This is a genomic window from Streptomyces mirabilis (assembly GCF_039503195.1).
Lineage (GTDB): Bacteria > Actinomycetota > Actinomycetes > Streptomycetales > Streptomycetaceae > Streptomyces > Streptomyces mirabilis_D.
Window position 1 is genome coordinate 268895 of the sequence record NZ_JBCJKP010000001.1, and the last position, 18973, is coordinate 287867.

General features: G+C 68.0%; 18 protein-coding genes and 3 pseudogenes. 9 read left to right on the forward strand and 12 right to left on the reverse strand.

The genetic code is table 11. The features are described from left to right. Positions 1-53 precede the first annotated feature (53 nt). Positions 54-1685 carry an MFS transporter gene (locus AAFF41_RS01430; protein ID WP_415926067.1) on the reverse strand — a complete coding sequence of 544 codons (1632 nt, stop codon included), beginning with the start codon at positions 1683-1685 and terminating at the stop codon, positions 54-56. A gap of 190 nt (positions 1686-1875) precedes the next feature. Between AAFF41_RS01430 and AAFF41_RS01435 the strand changes: the two genes are divergently transcribed. Next, the gene (locus tag AAFF41_RS01435) at positions 1876-2484 is read left to right on the forward strand and encodes a TetR/AcrR family transcriptional regulator (RefSeq protein ID WP_343323284.1); all 609 of its coding nucleotides are present in this window, start codon (positions 1876-1878) and stop codon (positions 2482-2484) included. Positions 2485-2682: 198 nt separating this feature from the next. Then, positions 2683-3015, forward strand: coding sequence for a hypothetical protein (locus AAFF41_RS01440; protein ID WP_319754243.1), 333 nt, complete (start codon positions 2683-2685; stop codon positions 3013-3015). 234 nt (positions 3016-3249) lie between these two features. Here AAFF41_RS01440 and AAFF41_RS01445 read toward each other — a convergent pair whose 3' ends face one another. Next, a complete protein-coding gene (locus AAFF41_RS01445) occupies positions 3250-4581 on the reverse strand; it encodes a cytochrome P450 (protein ID WP_319754242.1) in 1332 nt (443 codons plus the stop codon). A 270-nt stretch (positions 4582-4851) separates the two neighbouring features. Then, a complete protein-coding gene (locus tag AAFF41_RS01450) occupies positions 4852-5322 on the reverse strand; it encodes a hypothetical protein (protein WP_343323285.1) in 471 nt (156 codons plus the stop codon). Between the two features lie 143 nt (positions 5323-5465). On the opposite strand from AAFF41_RS01450, the gene AAFF41_RS01455 reads away from it, so the two are divergent. Both AAFF41_RS01455 and AAFF41_RS01460 read left to right on the forward strand, forming a co-directional pair. Further along, positions 5466-6629: a pentapeptide repeat-containing protein gene (locus AAFF41_RS01455; protein ID WP_343326232.1), complete on the forward strand. Its 1164-nt coding sequence runs from the start codon at positions 5466-5468 to the stop codon at positions 6627-6629. A 942-nt stretch (positions 6630-7571) separates the two neighbouring features. Continuing rightward, positions 7572-7838, forward strand: coding sequence for a hypothetical protein (locus AAFF41_RS01460; protein WP_343323286.1), 267 nt, complete (start codon positions 7572-7574; stop codon positions 7836-7838). A 36-nt stretch (positions 7839-7874) separates the two neighbouring features. Here the strand turns inward: AAFF41_RS01460 and AAFF41_RS01465 are convergent, their stop codons facing one another. The 4 genes from AAFF41_RS01465 to AAFF41_RS01480 all read right to left on the reverse strand — a co-directional run bounded on the left by AAFF41_RS01465 (position 7875) and on the right by AAFF41_RS01480 (position 10460). Beyond that, complete coding sequence (locus AAFF41_RS01465) at positions 7875-8255, reverse strand: hypothetical protein (protein ID WP_343323287.1); 381 nt, start codon at positions 8253-8255, stop codon at positions 7875-7877. An 11-nt stretch (positions 8256-8266) separates the two neighbouring features. After that, positions 8267-8827, reverse strand: coding sequence for an ATP-dependent DNA ligase (locus AAFF41_RS01470; protein ID WP_343323288.1), 561 nt, complete (start codon positions 8825-8827; stop codon positions 8267-8269). Positions 8828-9049: 222 nt separating this feature from the next. Continuing rightward, complete coding sequence (locus AAFF41_RS01475; protein WP_319754238.1) at positions 9050-9472, reverse strand: transposase family protein; 423 nt, start codon at positions 9470-9472, stop codon at positions 9050-9052. A 235-nt stretch (positions 9473-9707) separates the two neighbouring features. Next, positions 9708-10460, reverse strand: a complete 753-nt coding sequence (locus AAFF41_RS01480) for an alpha/beta fold hydrolase (RefSeq protein WP_343323289.1) — start codon at positions 10458-10460, stop codon at positions 9708-9710. 170 nt (positions 10461-10630) lie between these two features. Here AAFF41_RS01480 and AAFF41_RS01485 point away from each other — a divergent pair, with 170 nt between their 5' ends. Further along, a complete protein-coding gene (locus tag AAFF41_RS01485) occupies positions 10631-10774 on the forward strand; it encodes a hypothetical protein (RefSeq protein WP_343323290.1) in 144 nt (47 codons plus the stop codon). After that, complete coding sequence (locus AAFF41_RS01490; RefSeq protein WP_343323291.1) at positions 10774-11613, forward strand: DUF1259 domain-containing protein; 840 nt, start codon at positions 10774-10776, stop codon at positions 11611-11613. Before AAFF41_RS01485 ends, AAFF41_RS01490 begins: the two co-directional genes overlap by 1 nt. Positions 11614-13476: 1863 nt before the next feature. Here AAFF41_RS01490 and AAFF41_RS01495 read toward each other — a convergent pair. Continuing rightward, positions 13477-14152, reverse strand: a pseudogene (locus tag AAFF41_RS01495) (DUF2637 domain-containing protein); the annotation flags it as partial. 449 nt (positions 14153-14601) lie between these two features. Between AAFF41_RS01495 and AAFF41_RS01500 the strand changes: the two are divergent. Beyond that, the gene (locus AAFF41_RS01500) at positions 14602-14979 is read left to right on the forward strand and encodes a hypothetical protein (RefSeq protein WP_343323292.1); all 378 of its coding nucleotides are present in this window, start codon (positions 14602-14604) and stop codon (positions 14977-14979) included. An 80-nt stretch (positions 14980-15059) separates the two neighbouring features. Here AAFF41_RS01500 and AAFF41_RS01505 read toward each other — a convergent pair whose 3' ends face one another. Continuing rightward, the gene (locus AAFF41_RS01505) at positions 15060-15590 is read right to left on the reverse strand and encodes a DUF4760 domain-containing protein (RefSeq protein WP_319754233.1); all 531 of its coding nucleotides are present in this window, start codon (positions 15588-15590) and stop codon (positions 15060-15062) included. A gap of 229 nt (positions 15591-15819) precedes the next feature. Continuing rightward, entirely contained in the window at positions 15820-16053 is a 234-nt protein-coding gene (locus tag AAFF41_RS01510) for a hypothetical protein (RefSeq protein ID WP_343326490.1), read from the reverse strand. Here AAFF41_RS01510 and AAFF41_RS01515 point away from each other — a divergent pair. Further along, positions 15994-16128, forward strand: a pseudogene (locus AAFF41_RS01515) (helix-turn-helix domain-containing protein); the annotation flags it as partial. The gene AAFF41_RS01510 and the pseudogene AAFF41_RS01515 sit on opposite strands and share 60 nt — an antisense overlap. Here the strand turns inward: AAFF41_RS01515 and AAFF41_RS01520 are convergent. Together AAFF41_RS01520 and AAFF41_RS01525 are read right to left on the reverse strand one after the other, a co-directional pair. After that, positions 16122-16640, reverse strand: a pseudogene (locus AAFF41_RS01520) (GNAT family N-acetyltransferase). The pseudogenes AAFF41_RS01515 and AAFF41_RS01520 overlap by 7 nt on opposite strands. Then, entirely contained in the window at positions 16625-17614 is a 990-nt protein-coding gene (locus tag AAFF41_RS01525) for an NsdA family TPR-like regulatory protein (protein WP_343323293.1), read from the reverse strand. Before AAFF41_RS01525 ends, AAFF41_RS01520 begins: the two are co-directional and overlap by 16 nt. A gap of 455 nt (positions 17615-18069) precedes the next feature. Here AAFF41_RS01525 and AAFF41_RS01530 point away from each other — a divergent pair, with 455 nt between their 5' ends. Beyond that, positions 18070-18492 carry a DUF6193 family natural product biosynthesis protein gene (locus AAFF41_RS01530; RefSeq protein ID WP_240362938.1) on the forward strand — a complete coding sequence of 141 codons (423 nt, stop codon included), beginning with the start codon at positions 18070-18072 and terminating at the stop codon, positions 18490-18492. The last annotated feature ends 481 nt before the right edge of the window (positions 18493-18973 follow it).

Consider the following 18973-nt stretch of genomic DNA (forward strand, 5'->3'; position numbering starts at 1 on the left):
GCTTGGCCGGCCCGCACCGCCGGTGGTGGCGTGGGCCGGTGCAGTGGGCCGGCTCAGGCGGTCTGGCGCTGGGACTTGGCACTGCCGACGGCCGGGGCGGGGTTCTTGCCCGGCAGGAAAAGCAGCACGACGACCGCGCCGACCAGGGCGACGGCCGCCGACCCCATGGCGGTGATGTGCATGGCGTGGATGAAGGCGTCGTGCGCGGGCCGCACCAGTGCCCTGCCGGCCGGTCCCAGCTTCTCGGCGACGGCCAGGGTCGCCTGGACGGATTCACCTGCGGCGTGCCGGTCGGAGGCGGGCAGTACGCCCAGGTGGCCGTCGATGCCGTTGCGGTAAGTGGTGGACAGCAGCGATCCCAGCACGGCGACCCCCATGGCCCCACCGACCTGCCGGAAGGTGTTGTTGATCGCGGATCCGGAGCCGGCCTTCTCCCGCGGCAGCGACGACATGATCATGACGGTGGCGGGCGGCATCACATGGGCCATACCCGTGCCCATCAGGAAGAACAACACCTCCAGCACCCAGATGGGGGTGTCCTGGCCGAGCAGCAGGAAGCCGGCGAAGGCCACAGCGGTCAGGACGAGGCCGCTGGCACACACGGCGCGGATACCGAAGCGGTCGACGACCAGCCGGGCCCGCGGGGCGAAGAACATCTGGGACACGGCCAGCGGCACCACCAGCAGACCGGACTGCAGGACGCTGTAGCCCCGAACGCTCTGGTTGTAGAAGACGCTGAAGAACGTGACGCCCATGAGGGCGAAGAAGACCAGGCCGATGGCGGCGACGGACGCGGAGAACCGCCGGTTGCGGAAGTAGGTGACGTCGAGGGCCGGATGGCCGCTGCGGGCCTCGTACACCACGAAACCGGCGAGGATCGCCAGGCCGCCCAGGATCGTCGCCCACGCCTCGGGCCGGGTGAAGTCGCCCAGCTGGCCGCCCTTGATGATGCCGTAGACCAGCACCGCCAGACCGACGATCGACAGCAGCACGCCGACGGGGTCAAGTCTGTTGGGCCGGGGGTCCTTGGAGTCGGGGACGATCGCGGCCATCGCGACCAGCGCGGCGACCACGATCGGCACATTGACCAGGAAGACCGAGCCCCACCAGAAGTGCTGCAGCAGGATGCCGCCGGTGATGGGGCCGGCGGCGATGGCGAAGCCGACCACACCGGTCCAGATGCCGATGGCCTTGGGCTGCTCCGCGGGCTCGAAGACGTTCATGATGATCGCGAGGGTGGCGGGCAGGATGAAGGCGCCGCCGAAGCCCATCACGGCGCGGAAGGCGATGAGCTGCCCGGAGGAGTCCGACAGCGCGGACAGTACGGATCCCACACCGAACACGGCCATGCCGAAGAGCAGCACCTTCTTGCGGCCGAGCCGATCACCGAGCAGACCCGCGGTGAAGAGCAGTCCGGCGAAGACCAGCGTGTAGGAGTTGACCGCCCACTCCAGCTGGCTCTGGGTGGAGCCGAGTCCGGTGGGAGCGGGCTGGGCGATGGTCTTCGTCGCCACGTTGAGGATCGAGTTGTCCAGCATCACGACCAGGAGGCTGCACGCGAGCACGGCCAGGATGGCCCAGCGCCGGCGGTGGACCGCCTCGGAGATACGCCGCTGGGCAGTCGGCGCGGGTGGGGTGGACGCCCCGGGCGTGGAGGACTCGGCGGGGGTGGGCGGCGATGCCACAGGGTCTCCAGTGCTGTCGATGGTTCTGCGATTGCCGGGCGGAGGCCGTCGTCCTCAGACGGCGGGAGGCAGCGCAAGTCCCTGCCTGACCTGCCGGGTGATCCCAGCGGCATCAAATAGATGTCGCTACAAATCTAAACAGAGGTCTAGGATAGATGGCAAGCGACATTCATCTGAGGAGAGTGGATCCATGGGTCGCGTGTCCCGGGCGCAAGCACAAGAGAACCGGCAGCGGGTCGTCGCCACCGCCTCCTGGATGTTCCGCGAGAAAGGCACCACGGTCAGCGTCGCCGACCTGATGAAGGCCGCCGGACTCACCCATGGCGGGTTCTACAAGCAGTTCGCCTCCAAGGAGGACCTGGTCGACGAGGCCATCGCCCACGCCTTCGGCAAGGAGGCAGCACACTCGGCGGTGGCCCTTGAGGAACATGCCAGAGAACACGCCGGGGAACACGAGGCCGCCCGACGGAGGATGATCGAGGACTACCTCTCGGTCTGGCACCGCGATCACCCCGGAGACGGCTGCCCCGTCTCCGGATTCGCCGCCGACCTGGGACGCGACCCCGACCAGGCCGCCCACTCCCGCCACGACTACATCAACGGGGTACGCAACCGCGCCGCCCGGCTGGCCACCGGCGACGACGACGGCATGGCCCAGCTCTGCACGATGGTCGGCGCCCTCGTCCTCGCCCGTGCCACCCGGGGCAACCCGCTCTCCGAAGAACTGCTGCAGGCCGCGCGCACGGCTCTCACCGAGAACGGCACCGGGCAGTCCGAACCGCAGCAGCACACGGACTGACCAGGAGCCCGCCGACGGCGCCGGTCACCGCCCGCGTCCGGCTACGGCAGACCGGGCGCCCGCAGGCCAGCTCCAGGCCGGACCCGGCAGTCAGTTCCCGGCCTGCGGAACAGGCTTATGGGCCTCGTTTATACGGTACGTGTCACAGCCATTCGGGCAGGTCCCATCTTCGGGGTCGTCAGGCTCCACGCCAAAGACGTGCAGACAGAAGTCTGCCACCTCGACAAAGGCCAGGTCACCTGCTGGAACTCCTGGCACCGCTGGAGCGTGATCGCCCTGGTCGCCTACGCCTTCCTGGCCGTCACCACCGCCCTCGAACGCGCCGCCCAGACTGGCCGGAACGATCCTGCTGAGGCCGACCTCGCCCCCCGTAGCAGCCACGAACTCCTCCGCCTGCTACGGGCCCTGATCCTTCCATCGCCCCGGCGAGACCCCAAACACCTGCTGTGGTGGTCCACCTGGCGCCGCCACCAACTCCGCGCCCGCCTCTGCCACCACCGATGGCACGCATACGCCGACACCGCACCATGATCAAAAGCTCAGCAGTGGCTATCTACAGCTGCCGTAACTGAACCGACACGACGAGTGCGCATCGAGCACCGGATTCCGGCGTTTCCGCAGGAACCAGTGCTCACGAATTCGCGGACCCTCCACGCATCTAGGATCCGCAACTCCGTTGTCAATGACTATGCGTAGTACCGGTCCCCGCTGGGCTCTTTCAATCCCTTCTGAGGATGCGCTGCCCATCCTCCGTACCGTTCCGCTTCAGGTGAGTGGCGATACCAAGGTTGCGGGGGTGGGGCCGTCGGGGCGGACGGTGATGCCGTATACCGCCTTCGTGGGGGTGGAGTAGAAGGCCGGGGTGTGGACCGGAAGCAGGTGTTCGAGCACGACGGTCGATTCGCGGAGCGCGAATTGCAGACCGAGGCAGGCGCGGGGACCGATACCGAAGGGGAAGTAGGCGCCCGGGTGGGCAGGTCGGCCGTCCGGGGTGAGGAAGCGCCGGGGGTCGAAGTGCTCTGGGTCTGGCCACAGTTCGGGATCGCGGTGCGTGAGGTACGGGCAGATCAGGAGGTCGGTGCCCGCTTCGACGGCGTAGCCGGCAAGGGTGTCGTCCTCGGTGGCGTGGCGGGGCAGGATCCAGGCGGACGGGTAGAGCCGGAGCGTCTCGTGGACCAGAGCCTGGATGGCCTGGCGGCGCCCAGCTGAGCCTTCGCCGCCGGCGGCGAGCACTTGTTCGCGGGCGGCGGGGTGCTGGTCGAGGAGCAGGTAGAGCCAGGTCAGGGTGGTGGCGGTGGTCTCGTGCCCGGCCACGAGCAACGTGACCAGCTCGTCGCGGATCAGCTGGTCGGTGTACTCGGGGCGCTCGGTGGCGGCGTCGGTCAGGACGTGGAGCAGGCCCGGGCCGTCGGGGCCGGCCGCCCCGCTGCGAGCGGCCTCGATGGCGTGCCGGGCGACCGCGTCGATCCGGGCGAGATCGGCGGCAACGGCGTCCTGGGCGTCGGTGACGTCAGCGGGCAGAGTCGGTAGGGCTGTCGCCACGGCGGCCACGGCGGCCAGTTCGTGCTCGGTCCCGTCGTCGAGGGGGTGCCCGGTAAGAGAGCGCCAGATGGCGTCCAGGGCGAAGCGGCGCATCTCCTGCCCGACGTCGAAGGTCTGCCCGGTACGGGCGTAGCCGTCCCAGCGCCCGGCGGTGGTCCGGGCGGCCTCGGTGATCCGCTGTTCGTAGCGGCGCATCCCGGTACCGGTGAACTGGGACTGCAGCAAGCGGCGTTGGCGCTTCCATGCCTCACCGGTGGCGGCGAGGACGCCGCCGCCGATCAGCACTCGGGCGCGGTGGGAGCGCTTGACGTACCGCTCCGGGTGCCGGGCGAGTACGTACTGGACCGCCTGCGGGGCGGTGACGAGAACGGTGGGGGCCGGCCCGAGGCGGAACGCGGCGATGCCGCCGAACCGCTCGCGCACCTGGGACAGCAGTTCGACCAGTTCGCCTCCTCCCGATCGCCACTGCTCCACGAGTTGGGGCTCGGCTTCGGGGACCGGCCGCCCCGTTCCGGGAACGTACGGAAGGGAGCCGAGAGTGGCTTCGGTGTCCATGTTTCTTTCTCCTGGTCAACCGCTGGGCTTGGCCGTAACGGAGTACTGGCACCACGGACTGTACGGGAGAGGGCACAGATGGTGACAGTCCACCCCCGTGTGGCCACTGTCCGGGCATGGCCCGGATTCCGCAGCCCTGCGCCGCGCAGCCGGACCCGGGGCCAAGGCAGTGGCGGAGGCAGTGGTCAGCTGCCAGGAACAGAAACTGTCGAAGCCGCAACCGGGCTGCTGCGGGCTGTCCTGTAAGGAAGCTTCGGGGTCCGCAGCGGGCTATCCCATGACTGCTCGGGCCGCGTCGAGAAAGGCCAGCCTGTTGTCTTCCAGGTAGTCACGCACGCTCTCGCCGTCGGGCAAGCCTTCCCACACGGTCCGGTTGAGGTCGAGGAAGTACTTGCGTGCTGCGTCATGCACAGGAAGGGGGAACTGGATACGGATCAGCCGCTCGGCGACCCACAGCCGGTTCATGGCGTCTTGGGTCGTGAGGAACCAGGCGCTGGTGTCGTCCCATTCGCGCGGTCGGCTGAAGGCGGCGCGCTCCGCCTCGGCCCCCACCTCGACGAACCGCAGCGCAAGCCGCTCCGCCCGCCGGGCCTCCGACAACTCGGTCTGCTGCCGCCGCTGTTCCGTTCGTTCCGCCGACCGCTGCGTAGCGAACTGAACGAGGAAGGACAGCACGCCACCGAGCGCAACGCCGCCCAACGATATGAGTGACACCCAGACCTGACCAGACATGGCGACCATCGTTCCACGCTGTCGATCTTCAGCAGCCGTGGGCGTACCGATGAGTATGGTTGACCAGCCGACGAGCACAGAACACCCCAGTACTGCCGCTCCACTTGGTCCCTCTTGATCGTCTCCTGAGGTGCGCATAGGCTCCCGTGCCCATGGAGACGGGGGCGCAGGACCATGGCCAGCGGCCGTGGCGCGAGCGGCCGGTCGGTCGTCGTGCCGTCGTGCCGCTGCTGGCCGGGGTGGTGGGACTGGCCGTTCTGGGAACCGTGTTCGTCATTCTGCCGGGTGTGGTGGTCGACCACGATCTCGCCGGGGCAGCCGTCGTGCCGCAGGATCGACTGAAGGCCGTGAACGATGTCCGGACCACTCTTCTGCAGATGATCGGCGGCCTGGTCGTGCTCTTCGGCGCCTACGCCACGTGGCGGCAACTCCGGGTCAGCCAGGATGGCTTGCGCGCTTCCCAGGAGGGCTACGTCACCGACCGGTTCAGCCGGGCGGTCGATCAGCTCGGCAGTGACAAGCTGGATGTGCGCGTCGGCGGGCTCCACGCGCTGTGGCGGGTCGCGGAGCAGTCCGCCCGTGACCGCGAGGCCGTCATCTCCATCCAGGCCGCGTATCTGCGCACGCACCTGCCCTGGCCGCCCACCGGGCCGGACGCGCCGGCGGCGGACGTGCCCATCAACGACATCGCACCGCTGGAGGCCCGTGCCGCCGACTCACAGGTGGCGCTGACCGGCCTCGGCGTGCTGTGCCGGCGCCGGGAGCAGTCCTGGGTCAATCTCAGCGCCAGCGACTTGCGCCGGGCCGACTGCGACGGGCTGTGGCTGCCCGAGGTCAATCTCGACCGCTCCTGCATGGAGGCGGCAGGCTTGTACCACGCCAACCTGACCCAGGCATCCCTGGTCTCGGTCAACCTGCGGCACGCCGACCTCAAGACCGCAATCCTCCGCCGCGCCCGCTGCGCACTGGCCGACCTGCGCGGCGCGCGGCTGGCCGAGGCCGACCTGTGGGACGCCGACTTCACCGAGGCCGACCTGCGCGAGGCGAACCTGCGCAAGGCCAACGCGCGCGGTGCGGTCTTCCGCCGATCCGACCTGCGCCTGGCAGACCTGCGCGGCACCGACTTGAGCACGGCCGACCTACTCCAGGCACGCCTGACCGACGCCCTGGCCAGCAACCTCACCCGCTGGCCCGCCGGCTTCGACCATGCGGCCGCCGGCGTCGTCGTCACCGAGGACCCCGGCCCCGAACTCCCGCCCCTGCTCCAGCCGCCGGGGATCACGACGAACTACCCCCCGCTGCGATCCATGTCGTGACGAAGAAACCCGTGTAGCGCCGGCCGTACCCCGGACAGGTCGGCGGGCTCCAGGACTGCCGCCGCCGGACCGAGGACGTCGATCCGGCGCCCGGCCCGCACGGACTCCGGGACATCGCGCAGCGAGGCCCGGAAGGCCGACCCTCTTCACTGCGCCCGGGCCAGCCCTTCGGCGAGGAGACGCTCCCCCGCACCCGGGCCCCCCGCCGTCGTACTCCTCGAGGAGCGTGCGGGCGTCCCACTCGAGGACGTCGGTCATCTCAGCGGTCGTCACACACGGTCCAACGAGCCACGGCGGGCTGTCCTGTGACAGTGCACGTTGAGCGCGTGCCAACGAAGTCTGAGCGGCTTTGGTCGAGCGCCTGCGCGCTGGTTCTCTCCAGTTGCCGTTGGGGTGTGCTGAGCGCTTTCTGGAAGAGCGGGTGGAACCGCCCGCTCTTCCAGGAGGAGCGCACCATGGCGCAACCGATAAGTCGACCGATGATCAGCGCTGAACAGTTCAGCCGAGTGTGTGACGAGATTGGGAGCATGGCGGCGCCCGAGAAGGACGCTCAGTCCATCCGGGACTGTGCTCTGCGCATCGTGCAGACCCTGGGCCTGGCGCTATCCACGGATGACCTGAGCAGGCTCCTCACCGTACTCATGGCCCCCCCTAGCGTGGCCCCGGCCCCACCCCCAGAGAGCCCTCAGTACACCCGATGCCTGACGCGCAGCCAGGAGAAGATGAAGGCCCGGTCAGGTAGACCCGGCCGCCACGCCTGACTACATACGCGGCTCGCCGGAGGGCGCCTGGCCCTCACCGCTCAATCTTCGGTGACACGCACTCGCGGCCGTCAAGATTCGATGGCACGCGCTCAAGATCCGATGGCACAGGACACGGGCGCCGGTGGCAGGCCAGCGCATCGACTTGGCAGAAAATCGAACACGTGGCCTAATCATGGGCATGGAGCACGCACCCTTCTCCCCTGACCTGATCGAGCTCCAGGCGGAGTGGCAGCTCACGTATGCGGTGCTGGCCGTGCCGCACCCGGTGCACACCACCGCACTGCGCCGCCGCCTGCAGACCCTGTCCGGCCGGCTGCTGTTTCACCCGTACTGGTCCGGCCCGGGACGGACCACCGGCGGCGCGCGTGGAGCTGCGCCGCCAGGCCCGCGCCGTGGGGTGGCACGCGACGGGCGAGGCTGGCGCACCTGCCGCCTGGTGCGGTGACCGCGCACTCACGGACGGAGCCGCCGGCCCTGCGGCTCAGGGAGCGCAGGGCAGGTTGTCGGCCGTGAGGTCGCCGCGGACGCGCAGCACGCGGGGGCGGTGCCGGAACCGCCCCAACTCGCGGGGGCCGGTCTGGTCGGCCTCGATCTCCACGACCACGTCGGGGATCACGGGCCGGTAGTACACCGGATCGGCACCGGGCAGTCCGCCCACGGTCCCGGGCAGCTCCGCCTCCGTGTCCCCGGCCGGCCGCAGCAGCGGGAGCAGCTCGTGGCGTACCGCCTGGCCGAGGGGGAGGCTCACTCCCACGGCCCGCATCCGCATCTGGCCTCCGCGGTGCGGCAGGCCGAGGATGAAGCACTGCGTTGCGGGAGTACGGCCGCTCACTCCGAGGACTGCGGCCTCGCTGGTGTGCATCTGCCGCCACTTCAGCCACCCCGAGCCGCGCCCTGCGACGTAGAGGCGGTTGGTTTCATCACGATGCCCTCCACGCCGCCCAGGGCGCCCACCCAGTCCAGGGCCGTCGCGACGCTGCCGGTGACCGGAACCGGGCGGATCACGGGCGGTCCGCCCTCCAGCAGGTCCAGCAGCCGCCCGCGGCGCTCCGAGTACGGCTTCGGCCGCCAGTCCGTGTCACCGACGGCCAGGACATCGAAGGCGGCCAGGTGAACCGTGAAGCCCACGTGGGACCGCGGGCCGCGTCCGGAGCGAGACTGCAGCTTTCCGAACGCCAGCTCACCGCTGTCGAGGACGGCCACCAGCTCACCGTCCAGGACGCAGTCCGGCAGCGCGCGCGACGCCTCGGCGATGTCCGCGAACGAGGCGCTCAGGTCGGTGACGTGGCGGCTCCACAACCGGCCCGCGCCAGCGAGGACCTGGCAGCGCCATCCGTCGAACTTGGGCTCGATCGCGGCGGTGTGGGGATGGCCAAGGACGTGATCGACGGAACGGCACAGCGCCAGGGGGACGGGAAGGTCGAAGGGCGGCACGATCTGTCAGTACCCGCCGTGGATCCGCATCCCGGGACTCCGCGCCGGTTTCACCTGCCTATCAACGGAGTCGGGGCGGCGCGGGCGTCGTAGGTTGGGAGCGGCTCGATGGCTCGGCGGCGAGCTGCTGTATAGCTGCGGTCCATAGGCGGCAGCCAGTTACGACGTCGTCGGCTATTGATGTTGAGGCGTGATGACCTGAGAGTTCGGCTGGTGGGTGATTTAGCAGGTCATCGGGCTGACGGGCACGAGTTCGGTGCTCGGTTTGCGGCGGGTGGGCCGCTGGGCGGCTCGGTCGGAGACCAGGCCGGCGATGGCCCGGTGCGTGACTGGGTGGTGCTCGCGGCGGCCAAGGAATCGCTGCAGTGGGCGCCACTGCTTGTGCTCCGCGTTGGCGTGTTCGACGCAGATCCGCGCCGCGGACTGGCGGGCGCCGTTGCTCACGCCAGGCGTACTGGTCACCGAGCGGGGCGTCTTCCTTCGGCTTCTTCGGCGGCGCACTGATCGGTCGGCGAGTAGCGGGCGGATCTCGCCGATGGCCTCGGTGACGGTGGTGCGGCCGACCCCGTACAACTCGGCGAGCGCGGCGTGCGGGAGCTGAGTGCGCAAGTGGACCAGCGCGACCAGCACTCGGTCGGTGAACACCAGCTCGTGCTTGCGGCTGGCCCCAGCGGCACGGCGACGCTTCCCTCCCCGCCGCTGATGCAATGCCGATTCCCGCCAGGCCTGCCACGGCCCGACCAACTCCTCGATCAAACCGCCGAGATGTACACGCGAGACGCCTGTAAAGGCAGGATGGGACAAAGCTGCACGGGCCCACTCCTTGGTCACATTCGGAGAACCCATGTGGCCGTCCACACGTCACGGCCTGTGACCGCGCTCATACTTGGCGAGCAGGGGGGAAGTTTTCCTCCAGGAACGCCGAAACCGCCTCGGTGAACGCCTCTGGCGCTGCGTGGTGGATCAGGTGTCCAACCGGGATGGTGACCACTCGCCCACCAGGGATGCGGCGGGCGAGCTCGGCGACACCGTCCTGGGGAACATGACTCTGTGGGCCGCCGGCGAGCACGAGGGTCTCGGCGGTGATCTGGCCGAGTCGCTCCAGCCACCTGGGATCGGGCTGGTCGATCTGCCGCCTGACGGCCAGCACCATCTCCCAGTCGAAGGTCAAGGCGCCGTCCGGCTTGGCCGGGGTGTTGGGCTCCCGGGGGCGGGGAACCGGCACATCCTCCAGGACGAGCCGACTCACCCACTGCGGATGGTCCTCCGCGAGCAGGTAGGCCACCATCCCGCCCATGGAGTGCCCGATTAGATCCACTGGTCCAAGTCCCAGTACGTCCAGGAACCGGAGCATATCGGCCTGCATGAGTTCAAGTGAGTAGACCCCCGGCCAGTCGCTTCGGCCGTGACCGCGAAGATCGAGGGCATACACCCTTCGACGCCGGGCGAGGGCGGGCACAACCGCCTCCCAGCCGGTGGCATCCTCGCCCAGCGCGTGCAACAGGACGAGTGGCGGAGCATCCGGAGGACCCGACGTCTGATAAGCCAGCCGGACCTCGCCGACGTCGACCGAGCGTTGATCAACCATGTCCGGAGGATATGCGGACGGGTCCTGCCCGAGATTGGCGTTCACCAGCAGCCGAACCACCATCCCCAGTCAGCCGTTCGGGTTCTCAGCCACACGGTTCTGGCCCCGATCTTCAATAGCCGACAACGCCGTTAGCCCACCTGGCCGCATGCGGCCGTGCCGATCAGCGGTCCACAAGGTCTCCTGTGCTTCCATCGCGCCAGGAGGCATAGGACATGGATGACGATCGGCAGCAGGACACCCGCTCCCGGCGCCGCGTGCTGGCCGCGGCCGCCCTTGCTCCCGTACTCACCGGGGTGCCTGCCGGGGCCCGCGCCCTGTCCCCGGACCGCAGGCCCGCGCCCTGGTCAAACCGGTAATGACCAAGCTGGCGGACTGGGCGGACGTGGGCAAGGCTCTCGGCCGCCCCGGTGACATAAAGCGGTTCATGTACCACACGGGCTTGCCGCGCTGGGACCTCACGGTCTTCTCTCGCGGCATCCGGATCAACCCCGCGCTCGTTCTGGGCTCGCACGTGTCCTTCGTCCGGTACGCAGACCACAGCACGCTTTTGATGGGCGACGCCGTGGTCACCGAGTGCGAACTGCAGCACTTCGGTGACGTCCTGCAGGAGCACGGGATCATGCAGACCGCCATCCACAAGCACCTGCTCGCCCACGAGCCGGATGTCTGGTGGGTTCATCTGCATGCCCACGGACACAATCCGGTCACCGTCGCCCGCGGTCTGCGCGCCGCATTCGACTGCACCGGCACCCCGCCCGCCGAACCCGCCACCTCCTCGCCGCCCGTCGACCTGGACACCGCCGCGATCGACGCCGCCATGGGCGTCAAGGGCACCACCGACGGCGAGATCTACAAGTGCACCTATGTCCGCCGCGAGACCGTCGCCGACGGCCCTGTGATCCTGCCTCCGGGACTCGGCACCACCACCTCCGTCAACTTCCAACCGCTCGGCGGCGGAAGGGCCGCCCTCAGCGGTGACCTGGTCATGATCGCCCAGGAGGTACAGCCCGTCCTCGTGGCCCTGCGGCACGGCGGGGTCGAACTCGTCGAGGTGCACCACCACAACCTCACCGACGAACCACGCCTGTTCTTCGTCCACTACTGGGCCGTAGGCGATGCCGTCAGCCTCGCCAAGGCCGTTCGCCGGGCCGTGGACACCACCAACGTCGTCCCCATGCCCGGAGGAGCCGCCTGATGACCGCGGACGACGAGACAGCATCTGGCCCGGACCTGGCAGCGCCATCCGTCGAATTTGGGCTCGATCGAGGTTTCCCCCTGGATAGGGCGTCCAGGTAGGTGACCCTGCACGCCACACGGACGCCCTCACCAAACGCGGCCGCTGCAGCCGCGAGTGAACTTCAACAGGCCGCTGCGGACAATGCGGTGCACGGTGCGCACTACCGGTCAGCGGTCACGTCACGGAAGACGTAGGCGAGGAGCTCGGCGATGGCCGCCTCGCTGGTTGCCGGGTGCCGCGCCTGCCACTCGATCAACGTCTCCCGGACGGTCTACGCAACAGCGCGAACGTGCTGCGCAAGGTCATCGTCCAGTGGTGCCACTCCCCCGTCCTGGCTACGGCCGGCGATGGCGACCGGTCCGTGCAGCGGGTACAGACTCATTCCCCGCCAAGGGCTCGCCAGGACCCGTGCGGCCAGGTTTTGTTGGAGTCCGATCGACTGTCCGTTGCCGTGGATGTGCAGGAGGACAGGCCGGTGATACACGGCCTGGTCGGCGGCACCTGTGGGATCCGAGTGTTCCCGGATCGCCCGCCGCGTATCCAGGTCGGGCAGCGTTAGCCCGATGACGGTCGTGTCGGAAGCAACGCGGAGTGCCTGCATGCGGGCCGCCCTTGGTGCAGCAATGGGTACTGCCCAGTGATCGCGGTGGGCTGTGCACGGCGCATTCGTTCAGCGTGATCGCGCAACGGCGTCGGTGCGGTGGCGGATGACGGCGTGCCAGCGGCGCTCGAAGTCTGCGGTGTGCTCTGCGATGGTTGCCGCTGTGATGGGCTCGTTGTACTGGAGGGTGACTACCCGGGCTGCGCAGGCCTCGGCGACGGCTTTCAACGAGGGCTGTTCACTGCGCACTCGGTGCTCGGCCCAGACACTGTAGGTCCGGAAGGGCAGCAGGTAGCGGCGTAGCGTGCTTGCAGCGGCGTCCCGTCCGTTACGGCCGACCACGCCCTTCTCACCCAAGTACTTCGACAGGTCATCACCGTTGGGCTCGGCACCACGCTGCTGCTGGTACTCCACCCATGCCAGGTAGTAGCGATCGACCGTGGTGAGGGCAACGCGCTCTTCCACTGCGCCCGCCGGCGCCGGCGGCGGCTCATCGATGGGAGCATCCACCCGGGGACGGCGCTGCTCCTTCGCGGCCTGTGCCGCAGCGCCGGCGGGCACCGATGACGGAACTTCTGCTTCTGGGAGGGGTCCGTCGACTTCCTGTTCGCCGGAATCGGCGACAGCCTCCTCGGCAGGCAGCTCCGCGTCGTCGAACTCACGCCGCCGGAAGCTCACCACGAAGTCGTCCAAGTCCTCACCCGCGCCGGTGATGCCGTCCCGCTCGTACACGTACGCCGCGAGGGCGCCAGCATCGGGGTAGTCGCCGCGCTCCTGCTCGTAGCTGCGCCAGGCGCTGCAGAAGTAGTCGTACCACGACTGATCGGTCTGCTGCGGCTCCTTGACGCCGGTGGTCTCCACGGCGGGAATCGCACACCGATTCTGGAGGACCTGGAGCAGGGGCTGCAGCTGCGCTTCGGAAAGCGGATCGCTGGCCCCGGTGGAGATGCCGTACTGGTCACGGAGCCAAAACGCCCACTGCGCGGCAGTTGGTTCGACCTGGAACTGCGCGATGAACTCCTGGTAGGCCCCCGCGAACCGCTCGGCGGCATCCTCACTCGAATCCCGTGGCCCAAGTACCCGCTCGGGCGCGGCGGCTGGAACCTGGACCGGTCGCGGCTCTGATTCCTCCAGCTCCGCCACCTCCTGTTCACCGTCTGCCGCCGCTTCGAGCGCAGAACCTTCCGGCTGGACCGGGTCGGGGACCCGTTCGAGGGTGAACAGGATCGGCGCCTCGATGCCCGCGGCGGCCAGGCCGGAGGGGGCGGTCTCGGCGAGCGGCACGCCGTAGCGGGCCAGGCGCAGCGGCATCAACGACTCCACCGGGGCCTTGCGGCGCCAGGCGCGGCCGAAGCGGGAGCGCAGGCGGGCCTGGTAGACGAGACGTTCCTGCTCCAGCTTGATGACCTGCTCGTAGGAGCGCAGCTCCCACAGCTTCATACGGCGCCACAGGAGGAAGGTGGGGAGCGGGGAGAGCATCCAGCGGGTGAGGCGGACGCCTTCCATGTGCTTGTCGGCGGTGATGTCCGCGATCCGGCCGATCGCGTGCCGGGCCGCCTCGACCAAGACCACGAACAGGACCGGGATGACCGCGTGCATGCCGACGCCCAGCGGGTCCGGCCAGGCCGCCGCGCCGTTGAAGGCGATCGTCGCGACCGTCAGCAGCCACGCCGTCTGGCGCAGCAGTGGGAAGGGGATGCGGATCCAGGTCAGCAGGAGGTCCAGGGCGAGCAGGACGCAGATACCCGCGTCGATGCCTATCGGGAAGACGTACGCGAAGTTCCCGAAGCCCTTCTTGAGGGCCAGCTCGCGCACGGCCGCGTAGGAACCCGCGAAGCCGATTCCCGCGATGACGAGCGCACCGCCACCAACCACCCCAACCAAAGACCGCTGCACGCGCGTTAACCGATGACGCTCCCCCACCGTCCCCCGCCTCCAAGGCTCCGCCCTGCCGCCGAGCCCGTTCCCAGCCGCACACCACGCAAGACGGCACCATCCCCCACAACAGCTCCTCTAAACCCAAACCTCCCGGCGGAGCACAGCACTCACGCAAACCAACTCTTGCATCAACTCTTACCTCGCCCCCAGGCGCGTCGGCGCACCCATCCTCCCCGGGTCGTTGCCGCACAGATCCTCAACCGGCTGGAAACGCTCGCCGGCCGAACACCTTCAGCTCAAGGCTGTTCGGGCCCCTGTCGCGCAGCGTCCGGTATGAGGTCGGTCTCGGCGGTTACGCTTCGAACAGCCTTGAAGAGTATGGCCGGTTGGTCGCGTCCCGTCATAGATTGCACGGATCCAGCCTCACCGCCACGGGACGACCACCCGTGCGAAGAACGGGGAACCACGTGAAGCACCAGACCATGCGCCGAGGGCTCGTCGGACTGCTCGCCGCGGCCGGACTCCTCGCCGGCGCCGCCGGCGTCAGCGCGGCCCAGACACCGGCCACAACGATCACGGCAGCGTCCGCAGGCGGAAAGGCCACCCCCGTCCATACGCTGTCGCAGGCGGGCCACTACCTCGTGAATGGCGCCCGGATCCGCACGAGCCCAAGCACCGGGTCCACCACGGTCGGTTACGGCTACACATCGCACAACGCCACGGTCTACTGCCGGCGGGTCGTGGGCGGGGTGGAGTGGTTCTACCACACCGACACGACGACCAACGTGACCGGCTGGTCGCGGTACGACGTCCTTGTGCCGTTCTACGCGGTCGGCGACTGCTGAGCCGCCCCGGGCGGAGGGGCCCCGCGAGGGGCCCTGGCACCGCTGTGGTCGGTCGCCCGCTGATGTAGCTCCGCTCTTCCTCAATTGCGAGGTGGAGCTGAGGCGTTCAAGGTCCATCGCTCAAGTCGGTTGCGGACAGCGGCAGGCGGATTCTGTTTCACCAAGTGATAGAGATTCTCGTAGTAGCCCTGCCACTCGGCGCCTTCATCCCGGCCGGCCGCACTCCTTCGAGCGCGGTGAGCGGTTACAAGTGGCGCCATGCTCTCCCAGGTGGAGATCACTGAGCCGCCCAGGTACCCAGAGACTGGGCCAATGTCGACGATTCCGTGAGCTACAAGAGCTCCCAGATTGTCGTAGAACCATGCTAGATCCCGTACCAGCTTGAGCTCTTCAGGAGCCAGGCTGTGCAGACCCTCCGAAACATCACGACCAGGCAGTTCCTGGTGGACAAACCAGCGTGCTTCCGCCAGATAGTCGCTTCTGTGCTCCCGGAACAGTTCAACCAGAACGGGCAGAGTGTTGGCGTGCCCAGCCAGCCGCAGTTGACGATACGAAGCCGCGCCTGACACCAGCAGAGCACCGACCGACACGAGCAGTGCGGCTATGTTCACAAGCCCTCCAAACATCCGCGCACTTCGAACGACGCATCTGAGACTGCCCAGCTCTTGGAGCGGAGATACGTGTCTCAGCCACTGTCATGGGGACTGGCGGGCGAACTGAAGGAGGACAAGTGCGCACCCTGAAGTGCATGCCTACACGGTAGCCGCGATGGGCTGGCGCAGGTACATGGCCTCTTCCTCCTTGCGGTACCGCTCCGCGAACCGACCGAGTTCTTTGAGGTCAAGCTTCGATCGCGAGCACGCTCACGTGCGGGCCGAGCCGGTACGGCGGTGACACGCGGGTGAAGTCCTCGATCCGCCACCGCAGTTCCCAGGGAAGCTGCGCCCCGTGGTACATCGGTTGGGACAGGTGACGGCCTATGCTGGCGGCCCGTATGACGATGCCGGTGTTGCATTGCTGCGCAGACACGTTCCAGATGGGCGCCAGTGCTTCGGCCGCGCCGTCGACGATCAATGGCCACCCCGCCGCGCAGCCGCACGCTTCCAAGTCTCTCCCAGCACAGCAAAACGGTGGGCAGACCGCTACCAGGAGAGCAGATCCTTGAGCATGACTGCGTACAGCGGGGAGTCGGCGAACGGCCGTTGCTCACCAACCTTGGCGTAACCCCAGGGTAGAGATCCTGGACCTTGGGGTGGGTGACGTCGACCAGGAGCACCGCGAGTTCCTCCGAACGCTCCGAGAGCAGTGCCTCATGCAGTCGCTCGGCTATTCCCTGCTTGCGCCATCCAGACCGCACCATGACCTCCGAGACGGCGAAGGTTGCGGTGTAGTCGTTGTTCGGTTCGTAGGAGGTGGATCGCCACCACTCGCGGCCGGGTTGGAGCGGTGCGCCGTAGGCGAAGCCGGTCGGCTCGTCCCGTAAAGCCTGCCATGTTCGACCAGTGATCGACGAACCAGGGGAAGCGCTGATTGAACTCCAAGTCCATGGCGTCGGCGTAGGCGTCAGCATGGACATCGACCAGCAGCTGCTTGAAGCCAGCCGGGAGGTCTCCGTGGCGGTAGTGCCGCAGGTTGATCACGCTGGTCACGCTCGACTCCATTCATCTCGTATACGGTCTGCCCAGTCGCGGGCGTACGTCGTGGACGGCGCCATGCTGAAGAGGTCCCGGTGGAAGTCTCCGATCAGGGTGCGCATCCGTCCAGGGAGGGGAGAGCCATTCATGATGGCGAAAACGCTGGCAGCCGTCTGTGTGGCCTGTTCGGGCTCGCCCTGTCGTAGCTGCGCGAGCGCGAGCTGGCACGTGGCAAGACCGCGATTGCGACGGAATGTGTGCGGGATTCTGGCCAGCGCATGGTGCGCCATAGCCTCGGCTCTCGCGTGCTTCCCGCTGTGGTTGAGGATGATCGCGGCGAGATGGTCGAGTTCGGCTGACCCGTAGAAAGCCGTCCAGCGCGGGTGATCCTCTTCTCCGGCCTTGCGGAGGGTCGACTGCGCTACCCCGAGGGACCGTTCTGCCGCCCTGGTGTCCCCGAGAGTTGCATGGGCCAAGGCTACCCGCACACGTCCCATGGAGCCGAAGAACGGGTCTTTGCGGGCGGCTAGGGACGCCTCTGCGGCTTGCGCTGCTGCAAGCCGCTCAGTCCAGTTCCGTCGCTGGTAGGCGAGCATGGCCATGTTGATCCACACTCGCATTCCTGTTGATGGGTCCTGTGACAAGCCGGCAAACGTCGTGGACTCATGGAGATATTTCTGCGCTCGGTCGAGCTCACGCAGGTCGATGCACGACCAGGCCGCGATGGTGGTGTACTCCGCCGCGAGCGCGTACAGCGCTCGACGTACACGGTCACTGGCGTTTCGTTGCTGTAGCTCTAGCACCCTGGAACGGCCTTGAAGGGCGATGGCTGCAAGGCCGGTGTGTCCCCCCTGGCGGTCGTCTGCTGCTACAAGTTCATTCATGCTGGCTGTTGCGCGTGCCACGTCGGACATGCCGACCGAACGGCGATGTTTGGTGATCGGCACTGCTGCTGCGGCGGCTGTTCCTGTGGTTGATGCGATGAAGTCGCGGCGCCGCACTGGGTCTTCCCGGGGGGGCGTTGCATGGAGCCTGGTGCACTGAACTCTAATTCCTCCACAGGGCAGCCGAATACGTGCTCCAGTGCCGCGCAGGTACGGCCGATGGGACGGCTATGCCTGCCACTGAGCAGGTTACGGATGGTGCGCGATGATATTTCCCCTGGGCGTTCGGTGATCTGCAGCAGCGCCTTGTTGAGCTGACGAGCTAGTTCGTCCTGAGTTAGGCCGGGTTCCTCCATCCGGCTCTGGAGGATGAGGGCAATCACCCGCGCCCAGTAGCGTCCCTCCGGGGCCTGGTAGCGGCCGGAATGGCCGTCACTGACCGATCCGGCTAGAGCTACGGATCGGAAGGTGCCCGTGCCCGATCGTGCGGGGACCTCGGGGAATCACGGTGCCGAGCGGGCAACACTCAACGCGACGGCCCCCGACCCTTTTCACCTGTGCACAATTGCAGTGTGACCGACATCGTTGAAGCTGCCTGGCGCAAGATCCTGGCAACCGCCGGGGAGCACACCCGGCCGGAGGGTTTGCCGCTCCTGGGGCCGTTCACCAAGATGGTGCAGGTGGCCTACGCCGAGCCGCAGCTTCGTCAGCTCTGCCCGTGGGCGGGTATGTGGGAGCTGCACTTCAGCAGGTGCACGGGGTTCCGTCCCACCTGGGACATCCCCTACATCGGCACTCTGACGGACGGCCGGTACTACGTCGAGGGACCGCATCGCAACAGCCCGCGGATCGCCGAAACGGACAGCGCGCAGGCCGCCGTAGCCATGGTCATCGAGCGACTACCACCAGGCTGCGGTCCGGCCTTTGCGGGAACCGCCGAGGAGCTGGCGGCTTACGAGAGGAAGGCGGACCCGAGTGGGAGCAAGAGTCGATGAGTGCTCCGTGAGGCCGTCTCTGGGCCGATCCGACAGCAGCAGGTCGCAAAAGCCCGGAGATCACGCAGTTGTCAAGGTCGTCGCTCGGGGCTGACACCAACGCCTGACACCAACAGTGGCGAACGGCAGCGGTCCGCCAAGGATGGCAGCGGACAGCGGGTCGAGGTACGCAGCGGGTTGACCTCAGCCGCAGATCCTGCATGATCGACCTGATAAGGATGAGGCCAAACCGCAAAACCTGCATCAGGCGGCGCGTGGGCGCTGGGCCGTCTGTGAGCCGTCCGAGGGCGGCCGGCGCCGACCAACAACGACAGAAGCCCACGGCATCTGAGCTGTTCAGAGCCGTGGGCTTCTTCAATCCCACTGGTCAGCGAGACCGCCGATCAGTACACCGGCTACCACTCCCTGAGTAACAGATGCGAGTGTCGCTCGGGGCGCTCTCGGAGATGGTCGGTGCTGTCGGGAAACGCTCGCGAGCACG

Bases quoted from the DNA above. Each gene is read 5' to 3' on its own strand.
- AAFF41_RS01490 (WP_343323291.1), top strand. From the start codon at position 10,774: ATGACCAAGCTGGCGGACTGGGCGGACGTGGGCAAGGCTCTCGGCCGC.
- AAFF41_RS01455 (WP_343326232.1), top strand. From the start codon at position 5,466: ATGGAGACGGGGGCGCAGGACCATGGCCAGCGGCCGTGGCGCGAGCGG.
- AAFF41_RS01485 (WP_343323290.1), top strand. From the start codon at position 10,631: ATGGATGACGATCGGCAGCAGGACACCCGCTCCCGGCGCCGCGTGCTG.
- AAFF41_RS01445 (WP_319754242.1), bottom strand. From the start codon at position 4,581: ATGGACACCGAAGCCACTCTCGGCTCCCTTCCGTACGTTCCCGGAACG.
- AAFF41_RS01465 (WP_343323287.1), bottom strand. From the start codon at position 8,255: ATGCACACCAGCGAGGCCGCAGTCCTCGGAGTGAGCGGCCGTACTCCC.
- AAFF41_RS01460 (WP_343323286.1), top strand. From the start codon at position 7,572: ATGGAGCACGCACCCTTCTCCCCTGACCTGATCGAGCTCCAGGCGGAG.
- AAFF41_RS01435 (WP_343323284.1), top strand. From the start codon at position 1,876: ATGGGTCGCGTGTCCCGGGCGCAAGCACAAGAGAACCGGCAGCGGGTC.
- AAFF41_RS01450 (WP_343323285.1), bottom strand. From the start codon at position 5,322: ATGGTCGCCATGTCTGGTCAGGTCTGGGTGTCACTCATATCGTTGGGC.